The sequence below is a fragment of the Micromonospora sp. A202 genome (assembly GCF_006715105.1).
Classification (GTDB): domain Bacteria; phylum Actinomycetota; class Actinomycetes; order Mycobacteriales; family Micromonosporaceae; genus Micromonospora; species Micromonospora zamorensis.
In genome coordinates this window covers 961737-981704 of sequence record NZ_VFMP01000001.1, presented here as the reverse complement: position 1 = coordinate 981704, position 19968 = coordinate 961737, and the positions used below count along the sequence as shown (strand labels likewise).

Genomic DNA, 19968 nt, shown 5'->3' with positions numbered 1-19968 from the left:
TCAGCACAAAATCTGGTGTACGGTCTGCGTCATGACTCGCATCACCGTGGACGTGAACGACGAGTGGTTGGATGCCGCGAGGGAAGTGCTGGGCACCGACACCAAGGTGGCCACCATCAACGCCGCACTGCACGCGTTCGCCGTACGCCGACAGGCCCGCGAGATCGTCGCCGCGTTCGACCAGGTGGAGATGGACTTCTCCGGGTCCGTCGACGGCTGGCGCTACGGCGGTGGCCGCGACCTGGACACGCTCGCCGAGCGGGCGCGCGACGACGAGGCAGCCTGATGGCCGGTCGGATCTACCTCGCGGACACCTCGGTCTATGTTCTGCAGGGCCGCCACGCGTCGGTCCGGCGGCGTTTCGAGACGCTGCTAGGCGAGGGACGGCTGGCAGCCTGCCACATGACCAGCCTGGAATACCTCAACAACGCGCCCCACCCAAAGGGGTACGAGATCCTCTGGCAGGCACTACGCAGCGGTCGCTGGATGGATGTGTCGACGGCGGCGATGGACCGCGCCATGGCGGTCCATCGCCTACTCGCGGCTGACAGCCAGCACCGTAACTTTCGGCTGCCCGATCTGATCATCGCGGCCACGGCTGAAGAGCACGGCGCGACCGTTCTGCACTACGACGCCGACTACGACCGCATCAGCGCGGTCACCGGGCAGCCCAGCGAGTGGGTGGCACCAAAAGGCAGCCTCTGACGTTCTCGGGGCGACACACCGGGGAGGTCCAGCGAGGGCTTTCGCACACCTGTCGGGTAATTTCTTGTGGTCCGCCATCCGGCCAACGACAGGAGAAGCTCCGCGCATGGGCAAGAAGACGATCCACGTCTCCGACTTCAGCGGCACGGTCCTACAGCAGGACGACGAGGTGGTCCGCGTCGTCGTGCTGGAGCACCCGGACCTGGTCGCCGGGCCCGTGCAGTTGGACGCCACCCCGACCGAGGTGGAGAACCTCGACGACGCCGCCCTGGACGTGGCGGTGGTGGAGATCCACGACCGGCACGGCGGCGGCGAGCCCCGCCGGGTGGTGTTGACCGCCAGTGAGTTCGACGCGATGGCCACCGACGTGCCGATGGCGCAGCTGTTGAAGACCGCTGAGCGGGTCCGCCCGCCCAAGGCCCGCAAGAGCACCGAGAAGATCGACTACGGCACGCTGGAGCACGCCGGCAAGCCGCACCGGGGACGGGTCACCGAGGATGAGGCCCGACTGGTTCGCGAGCAGCTCGACGAGGTCAACAAGCGCCTCGCCGACGCGGGCGTGCGCCAGATCGACCCTGCCGACCCGGAGCACGCCCTACGCTACGGCTTCCCCGACGTTTCCTGAGCCACCGCGCGTCAGCAGGTCTTCTTCGCCCGATCACGGAAGGCGGTCTCGGTGACCGCCTTCCGTTTGCCGGCCGACCCACCGACCAGAACCTTCTCCGGCCCGAGCCCGGTCACCTCGGCCAACGTGAACCGGACGGGAACGGCGTTGCGCGGATTCCCGTAGGCGGCAACCGAGTATTCGATGTTCGGATCGAAGGCTACGAGCGTCTGCTCAGCCGGGTGCCAATCCGGCGGAGTCTCGAGAAGGGTCAAACTCGTCACCTCGCTGCCGCTGTCACGGTCGATGGTCCAACTCGCGGCTGGCGTGACGCCGATGGTGTAGACGCTTATCCGGTCCGCAGTGAAATCGGCACACTCCGCCAGGACCAGAGCCGGTTGCCCGTCAACCACACGTAGTGCAATCACCGGCTTGTCTGCCGGGGAGCAGGCGGTCAGCCCCGCCAGGGCGGCGAGCGTCACCAGGACGCCCACCGCCCGGACCCTTGCTCTGGTCAGCAGTTCTCGCCCAGCCGAAGTCGGTGGGTCGGCATGCGCTGGCGCGGCGAACATTCGGCCCGCCACGGTCAGCACGACGGCAGCCGCCACAGCACGCCGCACAGACTGACTGAGGAATTTCTCAATTCGGTCCCCCGTCTACGAATGGCCATACGTTGATGTGCGCATGGCCACCCGAGGCTAGGTGAGGGCCGCTCGACGCGCGGACCCGTGACGGCATATACAACCTTCCGGACTTACAACCCGGATCCCGCCGTCGGCAAGCGATTCCACGCCGGCACTGCGTCGTACGCCGCCTGAGGCGCGGGAAACGCCACGCCGCCCCAGCGAGGACATTCACACTCGCGGGACGGCGCGGAATGGTGGTCCTGGTGCCGTTACTGGGCGTCGCCGCCCGTGGAGGCGGCCTTGACCACCGCGGCGAGGGCGGTCGCGAGGTCGGCCTCGACCGACGACTTCGTCAGGCCGAGGTTGGTGAGCACACCGGTGCCGTCCTCCTGCTCCAGCAGGGCGAGCAGGATGTGCTCGGTGCCGATGTAGTTGTGCCCGAGGCGCAGCGCCTCCCGGAAGGTCAGCTCCAACGCCTTCTTGCCGCGCGCGTCGTACGGGATGAGGGCCGGGACCTGGTCGGCTCGCGGCGGGAGGGCGGCGGCGACCGTCTCCCGCACCGCCTCGGGAGCGGCACCCCGACCAGCCATCACCCTGGCGGCGAGCCCCTCCGGCTCGGCGAGCAGGCCCAGCACCAGGTGCTCAGGGCCGATCTCGGCGTTTCCGCTGGCACGGGCCTCCTCCTGCGAGGCCATCACCACGTTACGGGCGCGGGGGGTGAACCGGCCGAAGCCGTCGTTCGGGTCGAGCGGCGCATCGGTCGCCTTGGGCACGAAGCGCTTCTGGGCGGCCTGCTTGGTGACCCCCATGCTGCGGCCGATGTCGGTCCAGGAGGCGCCGGAGCGCCGGGCCTGGTCGACGAAGTGCCCGATCAGGTGGTCGGCGACCTCGCCGAGGTGGTCGGCGACGAGCACCGCGTCGGTGAGCTGGTCGAGTGCGTCCGGGTGCAGCTTTTTGATCGACTGGATGAGGTCGTCGAGCTTCAGGGCGTTGCTCATCTGGCTGGGATCCGTCATGCGTCAACCATAAGTTGACGCCCTTCTTTCGTCAACCTTGAGTTGACGACCGCTCAAGGATGATCACTTGACGCTCAGCAGTCAGCGAGGGCCCGCGCCAACTGCCGAGCACCAAGTGATCACGCTCGGGGTATCAACGGCCTGGTCAGCCCCACGCCTGCGGGGCAGGCTGGCGGGTGGTGGCGTTGATCCGGTTGAAGAAGTTGGTGGTGGCCACCCAGAGCACGATCGCGGCAAGCTCCTTCTCGCCGAAGTGCCGGGCCGCCTCCGCCCAGATGTCGTCGGGCACGGCGTCGGCCCGGTCGGCGAGCCGGGTGGCGGCCTCCGCGAGCGCGAGCGCCGCCCGCTCGGCCTCGGTGAAGTACGGGGTCTCCCGCCAGACGGCGACCGCGAACAACCGCTCCTCGGTCTCACCGGCCTTCCGGGCACTCCGGGCACCCGCGTCGACGCAGGCGCTGCATCCGTTGATCTGGCTGGCCCGCAGGTGCACCAGCTCCAGGGTGTTGTCCGGCACTCCGGCCGAATGCGCGGCCTTGTAGAGCAGGTTGATCGCCTTCACGGCGTCCGGCAGCAGGTTGGTGGGGTTCTGGATGCGCGGTTCGATGATCATGCCTGTCGTTCCGTCCTGTTAGGATGCCCGGCGTTCGTCGCGGCGCGACGTCCCGGTTGCTGTCACTGGGATGTCGCAGGGCGAGCCGACGGCGTGACAGTTGTGGCGGCGGTCACAGGACGACTCAACTGCGTCCGGGGGTGGAGAGGTCATGAGCAAGGCCGACCAGTTGGCCCGACGCTTCGAGGAGAACCGGCCACGGCTGCGGGCGGTGGCCCAGCGGATGCTGGGCTCCGGCGGCGAGGCCGAGGACGCCGTCCAGGACACCTGGCTACGGCTCAGCCGGGCGGACGCCGCCGGCATCGACAATCTGCCCGGTTGGCTGACGACCACCGTCGGCCGGGTCTGTCTGGACCGGCTGCGCACGCGAAGCGCCCGGCCGGAGCAGCCGTGGGACAGCGCCGGCCCGGAGCCCGACCCGACGGGCGGCGGGCCGGTCGACCCGGAACGGGAGGCCCTGCTGGCGGAGTCGGTCGGGCGAGCGCTCCTGGTCGTCCTCGACACCCTCGCGCCGACCGAGCGGTTCGTGTTCGTACTGCACGACATGTTCGCGGTCTCGTTCGAGGAGATCGCCACCGTGGTCGGCCGCACCCCGACCGCCGTCCGCCAGATCGCCAGCCGGGCTCGACGCAGGGTGCACCAGGACGGGACGGTCCGGGAGGCCGACCCCGCCCGCCAGCGGCGGGTGGTCGAGGCGTTTCTCGCCGCCTCCCGCGAGGGCCGCTTCGATGACCTGGTCAGTCTGCTGGACCCGCACGTCGTCATGCGCGCCGACGCGGTGGCCGCGACCCTGGGGCCAGCCGCCGAGACGCGCGGCTCGGCCACCATCGCCGGCTTCTTCAACGGCCGCGCCCAGGCGGCCGTGCCGGCGTACGTCGACGGGTTGCCCGGTGCGGTCGTGGCACTCGGCGGCGGCGGGCGGATCGCGATCAGCTTCATCGTCACCGACCGGATCATCGGCATCGAGGTGGTGGCCGATCCGGCGCAGCTCGCGACACTGCTGTTCGCGGACTGAGATTCAAGCGGTCTCGGCGTACTCCGGTAGCCGGCGGGCGACGGCGGCGGGTGCGGGCATGCGGGCGATCTCCTCGGCGATCACGCGGGCCGCGTCGCGGTGCGCGGCGTTGCCGTGCTGCGGCAGCAGCCAGTGGGCCTGCTCGGCGACGGCACCCGCGGTCACGTCATCGGGGAGGAGCCGCAGCCCGGCACCGGCGGCACTGACCGCGACGGCGTTGGCGAACTGGTCGGCGCCCTGCGGCAGCATCAACTGCGGTACGCCACCCGCGAGCGCGCCGAGGGTGGTGCCGCTGCCCCCGTGATGCACCACCACGTCTACGAGCGGCAGCAGCTCCGCCTGCGACACCCAGGGGTGCACGGTGACGTGGTCGGGCAGCTCGCCAAGCTGCTCCGGAGGCACCCGGCCCGCCGCGACGACCACCTGCGCGTCCAGCGTCGCCAGACCGGCGATGACCGTGCGGAGCAGCTCCGGTGTGCCGAACGCCGTACCGAGGGTCAGGTAGATCAGCGGCCGGGACGTCCGACGGCTCACCCACGCCGGTAGCGGGGTCGGTGTCGAGAACGGGACCGGTCGCAGCTCGATCCGACGTTCGGTGGCGAGGAAGTTCGCGTCCTGGAGCGAAGGCGGGCAGATGTCGAGGTGCGGTCGGCCGACGACCTCGGTGTTGCGGGTGGGAAGGTCGAGGCCGATGCCGTCGGGGAACATCCGACCGAAGCCGTGCCAGAGGCCCGGGATGCCGGCCCGATGAGCGGCGACGGCCGCCCCGGGCATCCCCCACTCGTGCACCACCAGGTCGGGGCGGAGCCGCGCCAGCTCCGGTTCCAGGTCCTCGGCGTACACCTCGTAGAAGGCGTCGCCGGGGCGGAACGGCCGCAGGCCGTTCGCGGCGAGCGGCGCGTGCACCGCCGGGCCGGCGGCGAAGTGCACCTCGTGACCGGCGTCCCGGGCGGCGATCGCCAGCGGGATCAGCGGATAGGTGTGACCGACGGACGCAAGACTGGCGAACAGCACACGCATGGCGCCGGACGCTACCCGTCGCTCGGGTCGCGTCTGGTGGCGCGTATACGGTGGCTGCGGTCAGGGCGCGGTTCACTGGCGGAAAGGGCGGTCATGCGTCTGCACGTAGGGTGCGCGATGTGGAGCCACCGGTCGTGGCCGGGTCACCGGCTGCCCTCCGCGGAGCGCCTGCGGCACTACGGCAGCTGGTGCGACGCCGTCGAGGGCAACACGACGTTCTACGCGACCCCGGCCCGGGACACCGTGGAGTCGTGGGCCGCGCAGACCGAACCCGAATTCCGGTTCGTCCTCAAGCTTCCGAAGGTCATCACGCACGAACGTCGGCTCACCGACGTCGGCGAGCCGTTGCGCGCCTTCCTGGACGCGATCGAGCCGCTCGGCCCGCGTGCTCACGCTCTCTGGATCCAGTTGCCCGGCTCGTTCGGTCCCGCCGACGTTGCGACCCTGACCCGCTTCCTGGCCCAACTCCCCCGATCACACCGGTACGCGGTGGAGGTGCGCCACCCCGCGTTCTTCACCGACGACCGCGCGACCCGACTGCTGGAGGCGACCCTCACCGCCGCGTCCGCCGAATGGATCCCCTTCGACACGACCGCCTTCTTCGCGAGCCCGCCGACCAGCAACGCGGAGCGGGACGCCTGGACAAAGAAGCCACGGGTGCCGCTGCGGTCGCTGGCGCTGACGGACCGGCCGGTCGTCCGCTACCTCGGCCGTGACGACTCGATGCGCACCGTCGAGGGGTGGCGACGCTGGGTCGACGTCACGGTGGCCTGGCTACGGGAGGGCCGCTCACCGACGATGTTCGTCCACACCCCGGACAACGCCGAGGCGCCCGTGCTCGCACGCCGGTTCCACGACGAGGTACGGGCACGCGTACCCGAGCTGGACGCGCTGCCCGAGCCGATCCCGGTCGAGCCGCTGACGCTGTTCTGACCGGGCGGGTCAGCACTACTCCTTGTCGAGCAGGTCGTCGAGGTGGGCAGCGGTGCTGATCAGCGAGAGATGGCTGAACGCCTGCGGGAAGTTGCCGATCTGCTCACCGGTCGGGGCGATCTCCTCGGAGTAGAGACCCAGCGGGCTGGCGTAGGTGAGCATCTTCTCGAAGGTCAACCGGGCGTCGTCGAGCCGACCGGCCTGGGCAAGCGCCTGCACGTACCAGAAGGTGCACATGTTGAAGGTGCCCTCGGTGCCGGCGAGGCCGTCCGGGGAGGCCTTCGGGTCGTAGCGGTAGACCAGGCTGTCGGAGGCCAGTTCGGCGTCCATCGCCCGCAGCGTCGGCTCCCACATCGGGTCGGTCGGCGAGATGATGTTCAGCCCGGGCATCGCCAGGAGCGAGGCGTCCAGGATGTCGGACCCGTAGTGCTGCACGAACGCGCGACGCTCCTGGTTGAACCCGCGGGTCATGACCTGCTGGTAGATGGCGTCCCGTTCGGTTGCCCACCGGGCGGTGTCGCCTGGGCGCCCTCGGCGGTGCGCGATGCGGATCGCACGGTCGAGTGCGACCCAGGACAGCACCCGCCCGTAGGTGAAGTCCTGCCGGCCGGACCGGGTCTCCCAGATGCCGTCCTCGGGCTGGTCCCAGTGCTCGCAGAGCCAGTCCACCAGAGCCGCCGTCTTCTGCCACCCCTCGTACGGCGGGATCAACCCGCTCCGGTCCGCGAGTTCCAACGAGAGGAGCGCCTCGCCGTAGATGTCGAGTTGCAGTTGGCCGGCCGCGCCGTTTCCGATCCGCACCGGAGAGGAGCCCCGGTATCCCTCCAGGTGACCCAACACCTCCTCGTTGAGGTCCGGTGAGCCGTCGATCCGGTACATGACCTGAAGTGGCAGGCCGCCGTCCCGGGCCTCGCGGATGCGCTCGTTCAGCCAGAACAGATACTTCTGGGCCTCGTCGGTGAAGCCCAGCCGCAGCAGCGCGTGCACGGAGAAGGACGCGTCCCGGACCCAGGTGTAGCGGTAGTCCCAGTTCCGCTGCCCGCCGATCTGCTCCGGCAACCCGGCGGTCGGTGCGGCGACCAGGGCGCCGGTCGGCGCGTACGTCATCAGTTTGAGCGTCATCGCCGACCGCTCGACCACCTCCCTCCAGCGGCCCTTGTAGCGGGAGCCGCCCACCCACCGCCGCCAGTAGTCGCGGGTCTCGGCGAGCAGGTCGCACGCCTCCTCGGTGCTCATCGCGCGGGGCGCGTGCGGGCAGGCCGTCTCCAGGACGACCCCGCCGATGTCACCCGCGTGCAGGGTGAACGACGCGGACACGCCGTCCGCGTCCCGCCGGATCCCCGTCGCGTCGAATTTCCGTTCCGAGTCCTTGAACGCGGCGAGGGTGAGGGTCAGCGTCGGGCTCCGGAAAACGTCGCCCTCGGGGTGCACCTCAAGCTCGTACGGGTCACGCCCGTAGTTGAACCGTGGACGGCAGTCGAAGCGGAACCGCATGCTCCCCCGGACCATCCGCACCAGCCGGATCAACCGGTGCTGGTCGGTGGCGCGTTCGCCGGTGACGGGCATGAAGTCCAACAACTCCCCCACGCCGTCCGCGCTGTGGAAGCGGGTGATCAGGATCGGCGTACCGGGTAGGTAGAGCTGCTTGCTCGTGTAGTCGATGCCGTCGGGCGTGAGCCGGAAGTGGCCGCCCTTGTCATGGTCGAGCAGCGCAGCGAAGACGCTCGGTGAGTCGAAACGGGGCGCACAGAACCAGTCGACCGCGCCGTCCGCGCTGATCAGCGCGGCGGTCTGCAGGTCACCGATCAGACCATGCGCCTCGATCGCCGGATACGTCGCTTCCACGTTGGTCCCCCGCCGCTCGTGATGGCAACGGCGGCGACTACCCGGGGAAGTTGCAGGCTACACGCGAACTCCTCCGAACCCGCTGGTCATTGCGGAAGCAAACCTTCCGCAATCGCCGATAGCGTCCTTGTTGACGACATCGACGGAGGGACACCTGATGAGCCTGCGAGGATTCGCCACACTCAACATCTGGGCCGACGACGTGGAGGCGGCAACCGCCTGGTACGCGAACCTCCTCGGGGTCGAGGCGTACTTCATGCGCCCGGGGCCCGACGGGCGCCCGGCCTACACCGAGTTCCGCATCGGTGACTACCAGGCCGAGTTGGGCATCATCGACCGCAGGTACGCGCCGCCCGGGGCCGCGACGGGGCCCGGCGGCGCGGTCATGCACTGGTGTGTCGACGACCTCGACGCCACCGTCGAGCGACTCCTGGCGCTGGGGGCCACGGAGTACCAACCGATCACTCCGCACGGCGACGAGGGGTTCATCACGGCAGCGGTGGTCGACCCGTTCGGCAACGTGCTGGGCGTCATGAGGAACCCGCACTACCTCGACGTCCTCGCGTCGCTGAAGGCGACCTGACGCGGTCGGCTTTCCCGACGCGGCGGCGGTGCCCGCCGCAGGGCCACCCGCTCAGTCCCACTCGTCCCGACCCGACGTCCGCCGCACCAGCGCTCCCGCCTCCTCGGTGTCCAACCCGCTGGCGATGAGCAGGTCCTGGCTGGCGGTGCGGAACTCACCCGCGGCGATCATTCCGGAGTAGCCCAACCGGTGGGTGTGCGGGCGGGTGGGATCCGCCGCAGCCTCTCCCTGTGCCTTTTCGACCAGCTCGACAGCGGTGATGATCTGCCGGCGCCCCTCCTGGGGGTCCGCCCGCTCGGGGGTGGTGGTGCGTCTCAGTGTCTGCACGCTCGTGGCCAGCAGGTCGATGGCAGCCGCGAACTCATCCGGTATCGGCTCATCGTCCCGGAGAGCCTTGGTGAGTCTCCTCGCGACGGCCCGACAGCCGTACAGGCTGCGTTCGAGATGGTGGATGGACCGGGTGTATTGGGCCAGAATCTTGCGTTGGTGCCACCGTAGTGGCGCCAGTCGCACCACTTCCTGGGCAGCCCCGAGCCCCTCGTCCAGCGCGGTCATCCGTGATCCAAGAATCCGCAGACCGGTCAGACTCTGCTCGGCGCCGCCAAGGTCCCGACGACGCAGCGCCGCGGCCAGGTTGTGCAGGGCGGCGATGGTTGGGTCGAGGACCGGTTCGGAGAGCCGCTGCACCGTCCGCTGCGGGTGGATGGGCACCAACAGCAGGCCGACCGCCAGACCGATGAGCCCACCGACTGCGGAGTCGACGAAGCGGGGGACGGACAGCTCACGCACGGGCGGCTCCAGGGTGGCGATGAGCACCGCGGTGCCGCCGGCCTGGGTGAGCAGGGATCCGCCGCCCTTGAGCAGCACGGCGACGATGATCGCCAGCACGACGACCAGACCGGTCTGCCAGGGCCCGACGCCGAACATCGACATGAGTGCGTCGCCGACGGCCAGGCCCAGGACCACCCCGACCAGCAGCTCGATGGTGCGCCGCAGGCGTGTGCCCATCGAGGCGGCCACGATGCCGACCGCAGTGGTGGGCGCGAGGACCGGGGAGGGGTTGTCCAGGAACTGGGCTCCCACGAACCAGGCGAGCGTCGCCGCGACGCCGGCCTGCACGGCGAGCAGCCCGAAGAGGCGGAACCGCCAGACGCGGGCACTTACCGCGTGTCGTAGCCGCGCGCGCAGGCCGGCCACCGTCCGGTCGGTCCGGGACGCCTCACCCGATGCCGGGTCGGAGTGGGCTGCCGGCTCCTGATTCGCGGGCATTCGCGCCGCTTACCCGCCGAAGGCGAACCTATCCGGCGGTAGCGCCATATCGCGTGGGGTTGCCTCAGTGAGCGGGATTCGGCGTGTGCGGCAGTCGACCAAGTTGGCGCCAGTCGGTCTCCGCGACGTCGACGCCGTAGTGCTTGGCGGCGGCGAGGATGTTCTGGAAGGCCAGGTCCCGGTCCGCGTCGGTGACGCCCTGCACCTGGTCGAACCGTGCGATGGCGTTACGGACGTGACCGGCGTCGGTCATGGGTTCCTTGCGCTCCTTGGGGAACGCGAAGACGGTCTCCGGCAGCTCGCGCTTGTCCTTGCTCGACAGGCCACCGTGCTTCTCGTGGGGTTTCCAGGTTGAGGTCATCGCCCACCATTACCCACTCGTTGTCCGGCAGCACCTCCGCTCACCGGCGAGAAGCTCCCCGCTTCAAGGAAGGTTCAAGTAGCCGGGGGCCAGGCCCGTGTCGGCCTGGCCCCGCGGTCCGGTCGGTCAGCTACGCAGCGTCCACTGCTGGTTCGTGCCCCCGTTGCAGGACCAGAGGATGAGCTTCGTGCCGTTGGCGGTGGCGGCGCCGAAGGCGTCGAGGCAGAGCCCGGACTGGGCGTTCGTCAAGGTGCCGTTGGTGTTGACGTTCCACTGCTGGTTGAGCCCGCCGTGGCAGTCCCAGATGATGACCGCCGTGCCGTTGGCCGTGCCGGCCCCGGAGGCGTCCAGGCACTTGTTGCCGTACACGGTCAGCTGCTTGCTGGAGGTGTGGGTCCAGCGTTGGTTGGTGCCGGCGGAGCAGTCCCAGAGTTGCGTCTGGGTGCCGTTGTTGGTCGAGGCGTTGGGCACCTCGACACAGCGGCCGGACTGGCCACCCACGAGCTGTCCGTTGCCCGTACCGCTGCCCCCGCCCTGCTGCTGCCGGACGATGGATGTCGACTCGGCCGACCGGTTGCCCTGTGCGTCGACGACGTAGAGCCGGTACTCGCCCTGGGTGGCCGGCACGGCGATGGACGTGGCGGTGCCGGCTGCCCTGGTCATCGTCGCGCCAGCGGTGAAGGTGGTCGTGCCGGACGGGGCCAACCAGACCGACCTGGTGGCATCGCCGATGCTCCGGATCGGGATCGACGCCGTGGCGCTGGCGACGAACGTGCTGGCTGGCAGCACGTAGTTCGGTGCGGAGAAGGTGCTCGCCGGGATGATGTCCCGGTACGCGTCCTCAAGGCCGGAATTCGCGGCGATGCCGTAGGCCGCCGCCGGCCAGACATAGTCGGAGGAGACGAGGATGTCGCCGATCGTGCTGTTCGGCAGACTCTTGTTCGAGACCTTGTTGATCGGGCCGTAGATCTGCGTGATGCTCAGATCGTGCTTACGCCCGAAGTCGTCTGAGTTGATCATCCAGGTGACGTTCTTGTCGATACTCAGCACGTTGTCGCGGAACGTGATGAACGCCGACCCCTCGTCCGGGTGCAGCCCGTACTTGTGACCCGACGGAACACCCTGGAGATAGTTGTTGGTAATCGTGGTTCCTGGCTGACTGCCCAACGTGTAGATCGGCGCCGTGTCACTCAGCCGCTGCACCGTGTCGATGATGTGGTTGTAGCTGATGGTGTTGTTTCTCGCCGTCGTGGTCGGTCGGTTCGGCACGATCGAGCCCGACGATCCATCGAAGTTCCACCAGCCCCAGCCGAGCGTGATGCCGGACCACGGGGTCTTCTCGATCCGGTTGCGCTGGATGGTCAGGGTGTCGGCGAAGTACGCCGAGATGGGGCTGTGCCCGTTGAACAGCACGGCACTGTCGTACAGATAGTTGTTCTTGATGTCGATGTTCTTCGGCAGCCCCTCGACCTGCGCGGAGTATTTCTCCCGGTTGGTCGACGTGCCGTCTCCGATGTAGACGTGCTGCGGATGGCCCACGGTGATGGCGGACCCGGCGATGTCGTTCGTGTGGTTGCCGATCAACTGCGTGCCCTGCACGTCGTTGATCATGTTGATCCCGTCGGCACCGGTGTGCTGGATCCGGTTGCGTTGCAGGAGGATCCCGTCCGCGTTCTGGATCTGGATGATGCCGGGCGTCACATCCACGTTCCGGTAGTGGTAGACGTGGAAGTTGCCCTTCGCGTACACCTGGGCACCGAGGTTGCCCTGCTGCGCCTGCTTGAAGGACGCGCCGGCGACGTTGAACAGGTTCCAGTCGGAGTGCTGCACCGTCAGCCCGGAGAACGTGATGTTGCGCGCGTGGCTGCTGGTCGAGGTGCCGGCGACCCGCAGCAGGTTGGTGACGTTGTTCGGCGCGTAGACCGTCGCGGTCGACATGTTGTCGGCACTGGCCTTGTAGTAATAGACCGTCCGGGCGCCCTTGTCGAAGTAGAACTCACCGGGCGCGTCCAGGAACTCGTAGGCGTTCATGAGTTTGTGGGTGCCGCCCACCTGTGCGTTGCCGTTGAACGCGCCCTGGGCGATGGCAGCGCCCGGTTGCTGGAAGAGGGCGACCCGGTTCGCGCCGTCGGAGCTCGTGGTCACCTGGCGGACGCCCACGATGGCCGTGGTCCAGGTCGTGCCCGTCTCGATCTCGATATCGTCCTGGTTGCGGGCGATGGCCGGAAAGTCGTTCAGGCTGTATTTGGCGCCGTCGCACTGCGACCCCGACTCCCAGGCCCACGCGGCCTGGTTGGCCGTGATGTTGTACGTCCCGTAACAGCCCGCCGAGCTGATCGTCTTCGACGCCATGTACGCCCGCTTGTCGTTGACGTAGAGCGCCCGCAGCTTGTTGGCGCGGTCGAGCGGCGCCTTCCAGATGTTGCCGCTGTGCTGGGTCCACCCGGTCACCTGGACGCCACCGTCGAGGACCGGCTTCTCGTTGGGGTAGGCCCCGTAGTTGATCCGGAATCCGTTGGCGCCGGAGTCGCTCGGCCCGAATTCGACAGTGCTGCTCACCGGATAGGTGCCACCACGGAGCAGGACGTCGACGTCGCCGGTCATGTTCGTGTTTATCGTGCGAACGATGTCCCGGGCACGTTGCAGAGTTCGGAACGGCGATTGCAGGGTGCCGGGGTTGGCGTCGTTACCGTCCGGGGCGACATAGTAGGTCGCCTGGACTGCGGCGGAGGCCGGTAGCTGGTTTGTCAGCACGGCCGGCAGCGTGGCGGCGACAAGCGCCGCCACCGCCAACACTGACATTCGAGCGGTGGATATGGCTGACTTCACGTCTGTTCCTTTGTTAACCGCCCCGAAATTCTTACTGGGAGCGTAGGTCACACGTCTGACCAATGCAATAGGCAATTGGAGGGCGTCTATGCCGAAATGCCCTCGGCTCGAGCAGATCAACCACGCCAACGGCACACCCCTACTTGCGTCGTCCGACGAATCCACAGCGACGCAGGGCTGGTCGTCGAGACCCGCGACCACTCGCACGTACCGGAAGGCCACCACTCGCCGCCGGCCGGCCTGTTCGAGTGACGGAGGGCCGCGCACCCGGGTTTCCGCTGAACCGTCGCGAGTAGGTCAGGGCCCCCGGGGCCGCCGGCCCAGGGGGCGCAGGTGGGGTGGCGATCCTTTGGAGCTGAATCGCCTACGACATCACCGCCACGGGTCCTCTCGCCTGATTCGTCTGCGGCATCAGCTCCATAGGCACCGCAGATACTGAGCCCCGCCCCCGCCCAGGCTGGCGGTCATGGGACTCTGAGCTGGCTCACCCCCGGGCCGGACCGGCGCTCCACCCACCCTGGCCCCGTTCAACAGGGCCCTGGTCGTCGCCTACCGGGGTTCAACGTCGGCGTCCTCGCGGTGGCGAGCCCGCTGAGCGCCAGGGACGGCGGTGCCGGGCTCGGGGCAACGGCCCGGGGTCGGGTCGACGATCGACCCGACCCCGGACGCCGGTCACCTGATGGAGAAGTCCGCCACGCGCAGCGCGGAGTCGAACACCAGGTACACGTCCTGCTTGCCGGCGGCCCCGGCCAACTCGGTGCTGGTGCTGACGTACCGGTAGTCGTCGCCGGTGCTGGGCACGGTGGCCGTGCCGAGCAGTCGGCCGGTGGGCGATCCCAACCGGACCTCGACGGCGCCCGCTCCCGCACCGGCCCTGGCGGCACTCGCGGTGAAGGTCCGCGCGCCGGGACGCAACGCGGAACCGTCAAAGGAGATCCACTGACCGGCGGCGGTGGACCCGACGGCCGTACCCCGGACCTTCGTCTCGTCGACGAGCCGGACCCCGGCATACCGGTCGAAGTTCTCCGCCCGGGTGGGCCGGGACAGGTCCCGGGCCGGGATCATCTCACCGCGCACCCGCACCGCGACCCGGGCCCGGATGTCCTGCGCGGACGCCCCGACCATCAGGTCGTAGGTGGACGACTCGACCACCCACCGGCTGCGGGTGACGTCCCAGTGCGCCAGGTCGGCGGCGGGCAGTCGGAGCGTCACGGTCCGGGTCTGCCCGGGCGCGAGTTGCACCCGCTGGAACGCCTTGAGCTGGCGGATCGGGGCCTTGTCCCGCGAGGTGCGCTGATGGGTGTAGAGCTGGACCACCTCGGAGCCGGCCCGGGCGCCGGCGTTGGTCACGTCGACGCTGACCGCGATCGTGCCGTCGGCCGCAACCGAGTGGGCACCGGCACGCAGCTGGCCGTACCGGAAACGGGTGTACGACAGCCCGTGGCCGAACGGGTAGAGCGGCTTCGCGCGGTTGTACAGGTAGGTCTGGCCGGACGAGATGATGTCGTACTCCAGCAGGTCCGGTGGCAGTTGCGAGTCCGAGCGGTACCAGGTCTGGGTGAGCCGGCCGGACGGGTTGCGGTCGCCGAAGAGGACGTCGGCGACGGCGTGCCCGGTCTCGGCGCCCGCGTGGGTGGTCCAGACGATGGCCGGAACGTGCTCCTGCTCCCAATTCAAGGTGACCGGGTAGCTGGTCTGAAGCACCAGCACCGTACGCGGATTGGCCTTGGTCACGGCCTTGACCAGCGCCTCCTGGCCGGCGCTCAACGCGGTCGAGGTCCGGTCGTGTGCCTCGCGGCCGTTGATGAACGGGTTGCTGCCGACCACCAGCACGGCGGTGTCGGCCGCCTTCGCCGCCGCGACGGCACGGTCGATCCCGCTGCTGACCACCTCACGACTGAAGTGGGTCGCCGCCGCCGCGGTCGGCGCGGCGAGCTTGAGAGCGCCGTCGTCGCCGACCGTCACGTACCGGTCGGGGCCAAACCAGCTCTCCTTCGTCTCGTAGCCGACGTAGCGCAGCGCCACCGTGCCGTCGGCCTGCGGCTCCAGCTTGAACTGCTGCTGGACGTACCAGCCGTTCGGCTGCTCGTCGCGGGTGACGAACGGCCCCCAGTTGTAGCCGAGGTAGCGGCCGTTGGCGGCGTTGCGCAGGGTCACCACGTCCTGGCCCCAGTCCACCACGTCGAACTGGGCGGCGAGTTCGGCGCTGGCACCGGTGGCGGCGACCGGGTCGGCGTCGGTGGTGCCGGTGGCCGTGACGTACCGGCCGGTCGACGGGTCCTTCAGGGCGATCCGGTCCGCCCCGTCGAGCCCGCTGACACTGGCGGAATCACCCAGCCGCTCGCGGATGCCGTCGAGCGCAGTCACCTGATAGGGCAGATCGCCGCCGTACCAGTCGGAGTAGAGGGTGTCGGCCAGCGGCCCGAGCACTGCGACCTTGCGGGTCCGGGCGGGGTCCAGTGGAAGCGCCTGGCGCGTGTTCTTCAGCAGCACCATGGCCTCACCGGCGGCCTGGCGGGCGAGTCGTCGGTGTTCGGGGCTGTTGATGACGTCCGGGGTGATGCCCCCGAACCGGCCCCCGCCCGGGTCGAACTCACCCAGCCGGAACCGCACGTTCAGGGTCTCCCGGATCCGGGCGTCGATGTCCCCCTCGGTGAGCAGACCGGTGGCCAGCGCCTGCTTGATGGCGGTGACGGTCGGCTGCGCGTTCGTGTCGTCGGTGATGAAGCTGTTCAGGCCGGCCTTGACGATCGCGGCGTTCCCCTCGGGGAGGGTGGCGTAGTAGCCCTGGGAGCCGATGAGGTTGTTCGGCGCCCAGGCGTCCGTGACGTTGAGCAGCGGCTGGTCGGTCCATCCGCGGACCACGGTGGCCAGGTCCGGATCCACTGTGGCCGGACGACCGTTGACCAGGTTGTACGACGCCATCACCCCGGTGGCCGCGTCGGCGGCGATGGCCGGTTTGAAGGCGGCGCGGTCGTACTCGTTGAGCACCCGTGGTGGCACGTTCGACGAGGTCACGTCACGCCGGACCTCATTGTTGTAGGCCAGGTAGTGCTTGAGGGTCGGCGCGCTCTTCAGGTGGTCCGGGTCCCCGCCGGTCATCCCCGAGCCGTACGCGGTGGAGATGGCAGCGGTGAGCATCGGGTCCTCGGAGTAGCCCTCCTCGTTGCGGCCCCACCGGGGGTCGCGCAGCAGGTTGACCACCGGTGCCCAGAGGTTGAGACCCCAGACCCGGGGGTTCTGCGCGTGGTAGCCGCGCGCCTCGTCGCCGACGGCGGAGCCGACCTGCCGGATCAGGTCGGTGTTCCAGGTGCTCGCCATGCCCACCGGTTGCGGGAAGACGGTGCCGCGAGCCTTGACGACCGCGCCGTTGTTGTCGATGTCGGTCGACCAGGCGACGCCGTGCAGGGCCTCGGTGCCGGTCTTGAACAGGCCGATTCCCAGCCGGGGGATGGCTGGCTGGTACTGGTGCAGCATCGAGATCTTCTCGTCCTGCGTGAGCCGCCCGAGCAGGTCGTCGACCCGGGCGCTCACGGGCAGATGCGGATCCCGGAACGGGTAGGTGGGTTCGGCGAGCGCGGCGCCGGGAACCGCCGGTAGGGCCAGAAGGGTGAGCGCGAGCACGGTGAAACCGCGCCGAAGGCGCCGGTTGCGCATGTGGATCTCCTCGTGTCGTTCGGCAGACGCCCAGCGGGGCGCCGAGACCGACGTGACCAGGCTCGACACCCGGCTGACGGGCCTGAACGACGGGTCGTCGAAGCGCTTCGACGATGTGGCCGCATCATCACGGCCAGGATTGAATGATCCCCGCAACCATAGATGCGCGCCTATTGGCGGGGCAAGGCCGGCCGATCGGCGGACCTCGGCCGGGCGCCTCCGGGCGCCGGCAACGTGCCGTCCGCCGCTGAGCCAGGCCCTTTGTGCCGGGCCTACGGGACGATGGGGACCACGTCGTCGTCACGCCCGGACTGGGTGAGTCCAGAGGCAGCGGCAATGGCCTCGACGGCTTCCTCCAGCCCGGTGGTCTCCGGGAGGACAAGCTCCCCGGGCCAGCCCAGCACGTCGTGCGCGGCGTACCAGCCGCTCATCTGCTCGGCGGTGAACTCGCTGACCTGCGGGCGCGTGAGGTGCCGGTGCAGGGTCTCGGGCAGGGACACGTCGAGGTAGCAGAACAGCGACGGCCCCCGGTGACCGTCGCGCAGATCCGTGAGCATGCTCCGGTAGAGGCTGGCATGCAGGATGCCCTCCAACACCACGTGGTAGCCGTGATCGAGAGCGAACCGCACGGTCTGCCCGATCAGCGCCGGAGCCGCACCGCCGGGCCGGTCCCGCTCACGCAACACGATGCGACGCAGGTAGTCCTGCTCGACCAGCGCACAGCCCCGGCCGTGCCGACGCCGCAGTTCTCTGGCGATGCTGGTCTTGCCCGAGCCGGAGTTGCCTCGAACGCAGACCAGGATCGTGCCCGGGCTGCCGATCGGGACGGGGTCGGTGGCCACGGTGCCCCCTTGCAGTCAGTCCTTGGAACGTTGCGACGTCTCGCGCCGCTGGCGAGCCGGCACGACCGGCCGGAGGATCAGGGGTTCGACCGGTCGGGTCAGCTTCGCAGGGTACGGCTCGGACTGATGCCGTAGGCGCTCCGATAGTCGGCGCTGAATCGTCCGAGGTGGGTGAAGCCCCACCGGTTCGCGATCATCGTGACGGTGACGCCGGTGCTCGGATCGGCGTTCTGAAGGTCGCGGTGTGCGCGGGCGAGGCGGACCTTGCGGACGTAGTTCGTCGGTGTGGTGTCGAGGTGACGGCGAAACGCGAGCTGGAGTGCGCGGGGATGCACGCCGGCCGCGGCGGCGATCTCCGCCACGGTGACCGACCTGTCGGCGTTGTCGTCGGCGTAGGCGATCGCCCGGCGTATCGCCTGAGGAGCAACGCCACCGCCCAGGTGCCGACGTACGCCGAGGCTGGTGTTGGGGAAGACCGCGAGCGCCGTACGCGCCAGGAGCTGGCGTGCCTGCGCGGTGATCAGCGGATTCGCCACCAGTGTCGGGTCGGACAGGACGCTGTGGGTGATGTAGGAGACGGTTGCCGACCAGTGGCGGCCCAGCTCCGCCGAGATCGGCCGGGTGCTGTCAAACCGCAGGTCCGCCCCAGTGAAGCCGTCCAGCGTGTCGGCGACACCTTCAAGCAACGTGCGGGGCAGCCGCGTGGCGAACACGTCGACATCGTCGAAGTCGATGCCCAGGGCGTCATCCGGCAGGATCAGGAACACATCACCCGGCCGGAGTCGGTGTTCCTCCTTGTCCTTCATCAAGGAGTAGCGGCCACTTGTCGCATGGGAGATGTTGAGGTCGCCATCCGGCGCGGTCTCCACCCGGTTGTGCGTCGAGTACCGCAGCCGGGACATGCTGACATCGCCGAGCTGAGTGGCGATCGTGCGCAGACCGAAGTCCTTGCCGCAGTCGTTGGCCGTCTCGACTGTGACATCGACGTACATGCGCCGGATGTAATCGACCGCCTCGTCGGAGTCCGTGGTGGCGAAGCGCTGCCAATGCGGGCCGGAATAGAGGGTGCTGCTGCCAGTCATGCCGAAACCACGCCTTACGGGCGAAGCCACCTTCAGCCCGGTGCTCGGTGGCCTCGTTTGTCCACGATACGCACGACATTCGCGGCAGACGCACAGCACGGTCCGGTGCGATAGCAGCCCCGCGTCTCGTGCGGTTGTGTGCAGGATGCCGGTCTCGCTCAGGCCCTGCCGCGCGGTCCGGGGGTGCCCACGGTCAAGCAGTCGGCCGTGGGCACCCGCGCTTCGACCGCCCGTTATGGCTGCGGGCGGCGGTACTTGTTCTCGACCAGAGTCGCGGCGACGTCGCGGAGCTTTCGGTTGCCGTCCTGGGACATCTTGCTCAGGATGCTGAACGCCTCGTCCGGGCTGCAGCGTTGCTCGGCTATCACGATGCCCTTGGCCTGTTCGATCACCGCCCGAGATTCCATGGCTGCCTGCATGTGCTGCGCCAGGGTGGCCGTCGCGTCGTACAGGTGGGCGTTGGCAAGCGCGACCGCGGCGTAGCCGGCGAAGGTCTGGGCGAGCACGACCGCCTCGTCGTCGAACGCGCCGGGTTTGGTGGAGTACATGTTCAACGCGCCGGTGACCGCCTCCTGGACGGGCAGGCCGACCGACAACGAGCTGCGTACGCCGGCGTCGAGGGCTGCTGGCGTGTAGTGCGGCCAGCGTTCCTCGCGGGTCAGGTCGGGCACCGACACGACGGCGGTGGTGGCGGCCGCCTCCAGGCAGGGGCCGCCGCCCTGTTCGTACTGCCGTTCGTCAAGGTTTGCGGCGAGGTCGCCGGTGAACGCCGCGGTGTGCGCGTTCCTGCCCCGGATCAGGGTCACCGACGCCTCGTCGACCCGGGCGATGGTCCGTTTGGCGAGGTTCGCGACCTGTTGCAGGACACCTTCGAGGTCGGTCTCGTCCAGTTTGATCCGGCCGAGCTCGGCGAAGGCGTGCGTGGGGTCCAGGGGTTGTTGATCGGCCACGGATGACGTCCCTTGAAGAGG

General features: G+C 69.1%; 18 protein-coding genes. 6 read left to right on the top strand and 12 right to left on the bottom strand.

Features of this window, described 5'->3' with window-relative positions; translation table 11 throughout:
* Positions 1-31 precede the first annotated feature (31 nt).
* From FBZ33_RS04650 to FBZ33_RS04640, 3 genes are all read left to right on the top strand, one after another.
* Complete coding sequence (locus FBZ33_RS04650; RefSeq protein WP_141908122.1) at positions 32-286, top strand: type II toxin-antitoxin system VapB family antitoxin; 255 nt, start codon at positions 32-34, stop codon at positions 284-286.
* On the top strand, positions 286-705 hold the full coding sequence (locus FBZ33_RS04645) for a PIN domain nuclease (RefSeq protein WP_221629433.1): 420 nt from the start codon (positions 286-288) through the stop codon (positions 703-705). The genes FBZ33_RS04650 and FBZ33_RS04645 overlap by 1 nt, the downstream gene beginning before the upstream one ends.
* A 106-nt stretch (positions 706-811) precedes the next feature.
* Positions 812-1330, top strand: a complete 519-nt coding sequence (locus FBZ33_RS04640) for a hypothetical protein (RefSeq protein WP_088946497.1) — start codon at positions 812-814, stop codon at positions 1328-1330.
* Positions 1331-1341: 11 nt separating this feature from the next.
* Here FBZ33_RS04640 and FBZ33_RS04635 read toward each other — a convergent pair whose 3' ends face one another.
* The 3 genes from FBZ33_RS04635 to FBZ33_RS04625 all read right to left on the bottom strand — a co-directional run bounded on the left by FBZ33_RS04635 (position 1342) and on the right by FBZ33_RS04625 (position 3561).
* Complete coding sequence (locus tag FBZ33_RS04635; protein ID WP_141908121.1) at positions 1342-1803, bottom strand: hypothetical protein; 462 nt, start codon at positions 1801-1803, stop codon at positions 1342-1344.
* A gap of 401 nt (positions 1804-2204) precedes the next feature.
* On the bottom strand, positions 2205-2951 hold the full coding sequence (locus FBZ33_RS04630) for a Clp protease N-terminal domain-containing protein (RefSeq protein ID WP_141908120.1): 747 nt from the start codon (positions 2949-2951) through the stop codon (positions 2205-2207).
* Between the two features lie 145 nt (positions 2952-3096).
* Positions 3097-3561, bottom strand: a complete 465-nt coding sequence (locus FBZ33_RS04625) for a carboxymuconolactone decarboxylase family protein (protein ID WP_221629432.1) — start codon at positions 3559-3561, stop codon at positions 3097-3099.
* Positions 3562-3712: 151 nt separating this feature from the next.
* On the opposite strand from FBZ33_RS04625, the gene FBZ33_RS04620 reads away from it, so the two are divergent.
* Entirely contained in the window at positions 3713-4576 is an 864-nt protein-coding gene (locus tag FBZ33_RS04620) for a sigma-70 family RNA polymerase sigma factor (RefSeq protein WP_141908119.1), read from the top strand.
* Between the two features lie 3 nt (positions 4577-4579).
* Here the strand turns inward: FBZ33_RS04620 and FBZ33_RS04615 are convergent, their stop codons facing one another.
* On the bottom strand, positions 4580-5596 hold the full coding sequence (locus tag FBZ33_RS04615) for a glycosyltransferase (RefSeq protein ID WP_141908118.1): 1017 nt from the start codon (positions 5594-5596) through the stop codon (positions 4580-4582).
* Between the two features lie 117 nt (positions 5597-5713).
* Between FBZ33_RS04615 and FBZ33_RS04610 the strand changes: the two genes are divergently transcribed.
* Positions 5714-6529 carry a DUF72 domain-containing protein gene (locus tag FBZ33_RS04610; protein WP_221629527.1) on the top strand — a complete coding sequence of 272 codons (816 nt, stop codon included), beginning with the start codon at positions 5714-5716 and terminating at the stop codon, positions 6527-6529.
* A gap of 15 nt (positions 6530-6544) precedes the next feature.
* On the opposite strand, the gene FBZ33_RS04605 is transcribed toward FBZ33_RS04610, so the two are convergent.
* Complete coding sequence (locus FBZ33_RS04605) at positions 6545-8374, bottom strand: glycoside hydrolase family 15 protein (RefSeq protein WP_141908116.1); 1830 nt, start codon at positions 8372-8374, stop codon at positions 6545-6547.
* 157 nt (positions 8375-8531) lie between these two features.
* Between FBZ33_RS04605 and FBZ33_RS04600 the strand changes: the two genes are divergently transcribed.
* Positions 8532-8957: a VOC family protein gene (locus FBZ33_RS04600; RefSeq protein ID WP_141908115.1), complete on the top strand. Its 426-nt coding sequence runs from the start codon at positions 8532-8534 to the stop codon at positions 8955-8957.
* A 51-nt stretch (positions 8958-9008) separates the two neighbouring features.
* On the opposite strand, the gene FBZ33_RS04595 is transcribed toward FBZ33_RS04600, so the two are convergent.
* The 7 genes from FBZ33_RS04595 to FBZ33_RS04565 all read right to left on the bottom strand — a co-directional run bounded on the left by FBZ33_RS04595 (position 9009) and on the right by FBZ33_RS04565 (position 19947).
* Entirely contained in the window at positions 9009-10226 is a 1218-nt protein-coding gene (locus tag FBZ33_RS04595; protein ID WP_141908114.1) for an aromatic acid exporter family protein, read from the bottom strand.
* A gap of 64 nt (positions 10227-10290) precedes the next feature.
* Complete coding sequence (locus FBZ33_RS04590; RefSeq protein WP_088946488.1) at positions 10291-10587, bottom strand: DUF6582 domain-containing protein; 297 nt, start codon at positions 10585-10587, stop codon at positions 10291-10293.
* A gap of 126 nt (positions 10588-10713) precedes the next feature.
* Entirely contained in the window at positions 10714-13389 is a 2676-nt protein-coding gene (locus FBZ33_RS04585) for a ricin-type beta-trefoil lectin domain protein (RefSeq protein ID WP_255508716.1), read from the bottom strand.
* 699 nt (positions 13390-14088) lie between these two features.
* Positions 14089-17073 (bottom strand): glycoside hydrolase family 3 protein, encoded by a 2985-nt coding sequence (locus FBZ33_RS04580; protein WP_141908112.1) that lies wholly within the window; start codon positions 17071-17073, stop codon positions 14089-14091.
* A gap of 272 nt (positions 17074-17345) precedes the next feature.
* Positions 17346-17915 carry a kinase gene (locus FBZ33_RS04575; protein WP_255508715.1) on the bottom strand — a complete coding sequence of 190 codons (570 nt, stop codon included), beginning with the start codon at positions 17913-17915 and terminating at the stop codon, positions 17346-17348.
* 98 nt (positions 17916-18013) lie between these two features.
* Complete coding sequence (locus tag FBZ33_RS04570; RefSeq protein WP_141908111.1) at positions 18014-18997, bottom strand: AraC family transcriptional regulator; 984 nt, start codon at positions 18995-18997, stop codon at positions 18014-18016.
* Positions 18998-19230: 233 nt separating this feature from the next.
* Complete coding sequence (locus FBZ33_RS04565) at positions 19231-19947, bottom strand: GAF and ANTAR domain-containing protein (RefSeq protein ID WP_255508714.1); 717 nt, start codon at positions 19945-19947, stop codon at positions 19231-19233.
* Positions 19948-19968 lie beyond the last annotated feature (21 nt).

Excerpts from the sequence above, each read along its gene's own strand:
- FBZ33_RS04620 (WP_141908119.1), top strand. The coding sequence starts at position 3,713 with ATGAGCAAGGCCGACCAGTTGGCCCGACGCTTCGAGGAGAACCGGCCA.
- FBZ33_RS04615 (WP_141908118.1), bottom strand. The coding sequence starts at position 5,596 with ATGCGTGTGCTGTTCGCCAGTCTTGCGTCCGTCGGTCACACCTATCCG.
- FBZ33_RS04595 (WP_141908114.1), bottom strand. The coding sequence starts at position 10,226 with ATGCCCGCGAATCAGGAGCCGGCAGCCCACTCCGACCCGGCATCGGGT.
- FBZ33_RS04645 (WP_221629433.1), top strand. The coding sequence starts at position 286 with ATGGCCGGTCGGATCTACCTCGCGGACACCTCGGTCTATGTTCTGCAG.
- FBZ33_RS04585 (WP_255508716.1), bottom strand. The coding sequence starts at position 13,389 with ATGTCAGTGTTGGCGGTGGCGGCGCTTGTCGCCGCCACGCTGCCGGCC.
- FBZ33_RS04630 (WP_141908120.1), bottom strand. The coding sequence starts at position 2,951 with ATGACGGATCCCAGCCAGATGAGCAACGCCCTGAAGCTCGACGACCTC.
- FBZ33_RS04640 (WP_088946497.1), top strand. The coding sequence starts at position 812 with ATGGGCAAGAAGACGATCCACGTCTCCGACTTCAGCGGCACGGTCCTA.
- FBZ33_RS04570 (WP_141908111.1), bottom strand. The coding sequence starts at position 18,997 with ATGACTGGCAGCAGCACCCTCTATTCCGGCCCGCATTGGCAGCGCTTC.
- FBZ33_RS04610 (WP_221629527.1), top strand. The coding sequence starts at position 5,714 with ATGTGGAGCCACCGGTCGTGGCCGGGTCACCGGCTGCCCTCCGCGGAG.
- FBZ33_RS04580 (WP_141908112.1), bottom strand. The coding sequence starts at position 17,073 with ATGCGCAACCGGCGCCTTCGGCGCGGTTTCACCGTGCTCGCGCTCACC.
- FBZ33_RS04625 (WP_221629432.1), bottom strand. The coding sequence starts at position 3,561 with ATGATCATCGAACCGCGCATCCAGAACCCCACCAACCTGCTGCCGGAC.
- FBZ33_RS04650 (WP_141908122.1), top strand. The coding sequence starts at position 32 with ATGACTCGCATCACCGTGGACGTGAACGACGAGTGGTTGGATGCCGCG.
- FBZ33_RS04600 (WP_141908115.1), top strand. The coding sequence starts at position 8,532 with ATGAGCCTGCGAGGATTCGCCACACTCAACATCTGGGCCGACGACGTG.
- FBZ33_RS04590 (WP_088946488.1), bottom strand. The coding sequence starts at position 10,587 with ATGACCTCAACCTGGAAACCCCACGAGAAGCACGGTGGCCTGTCGAGC.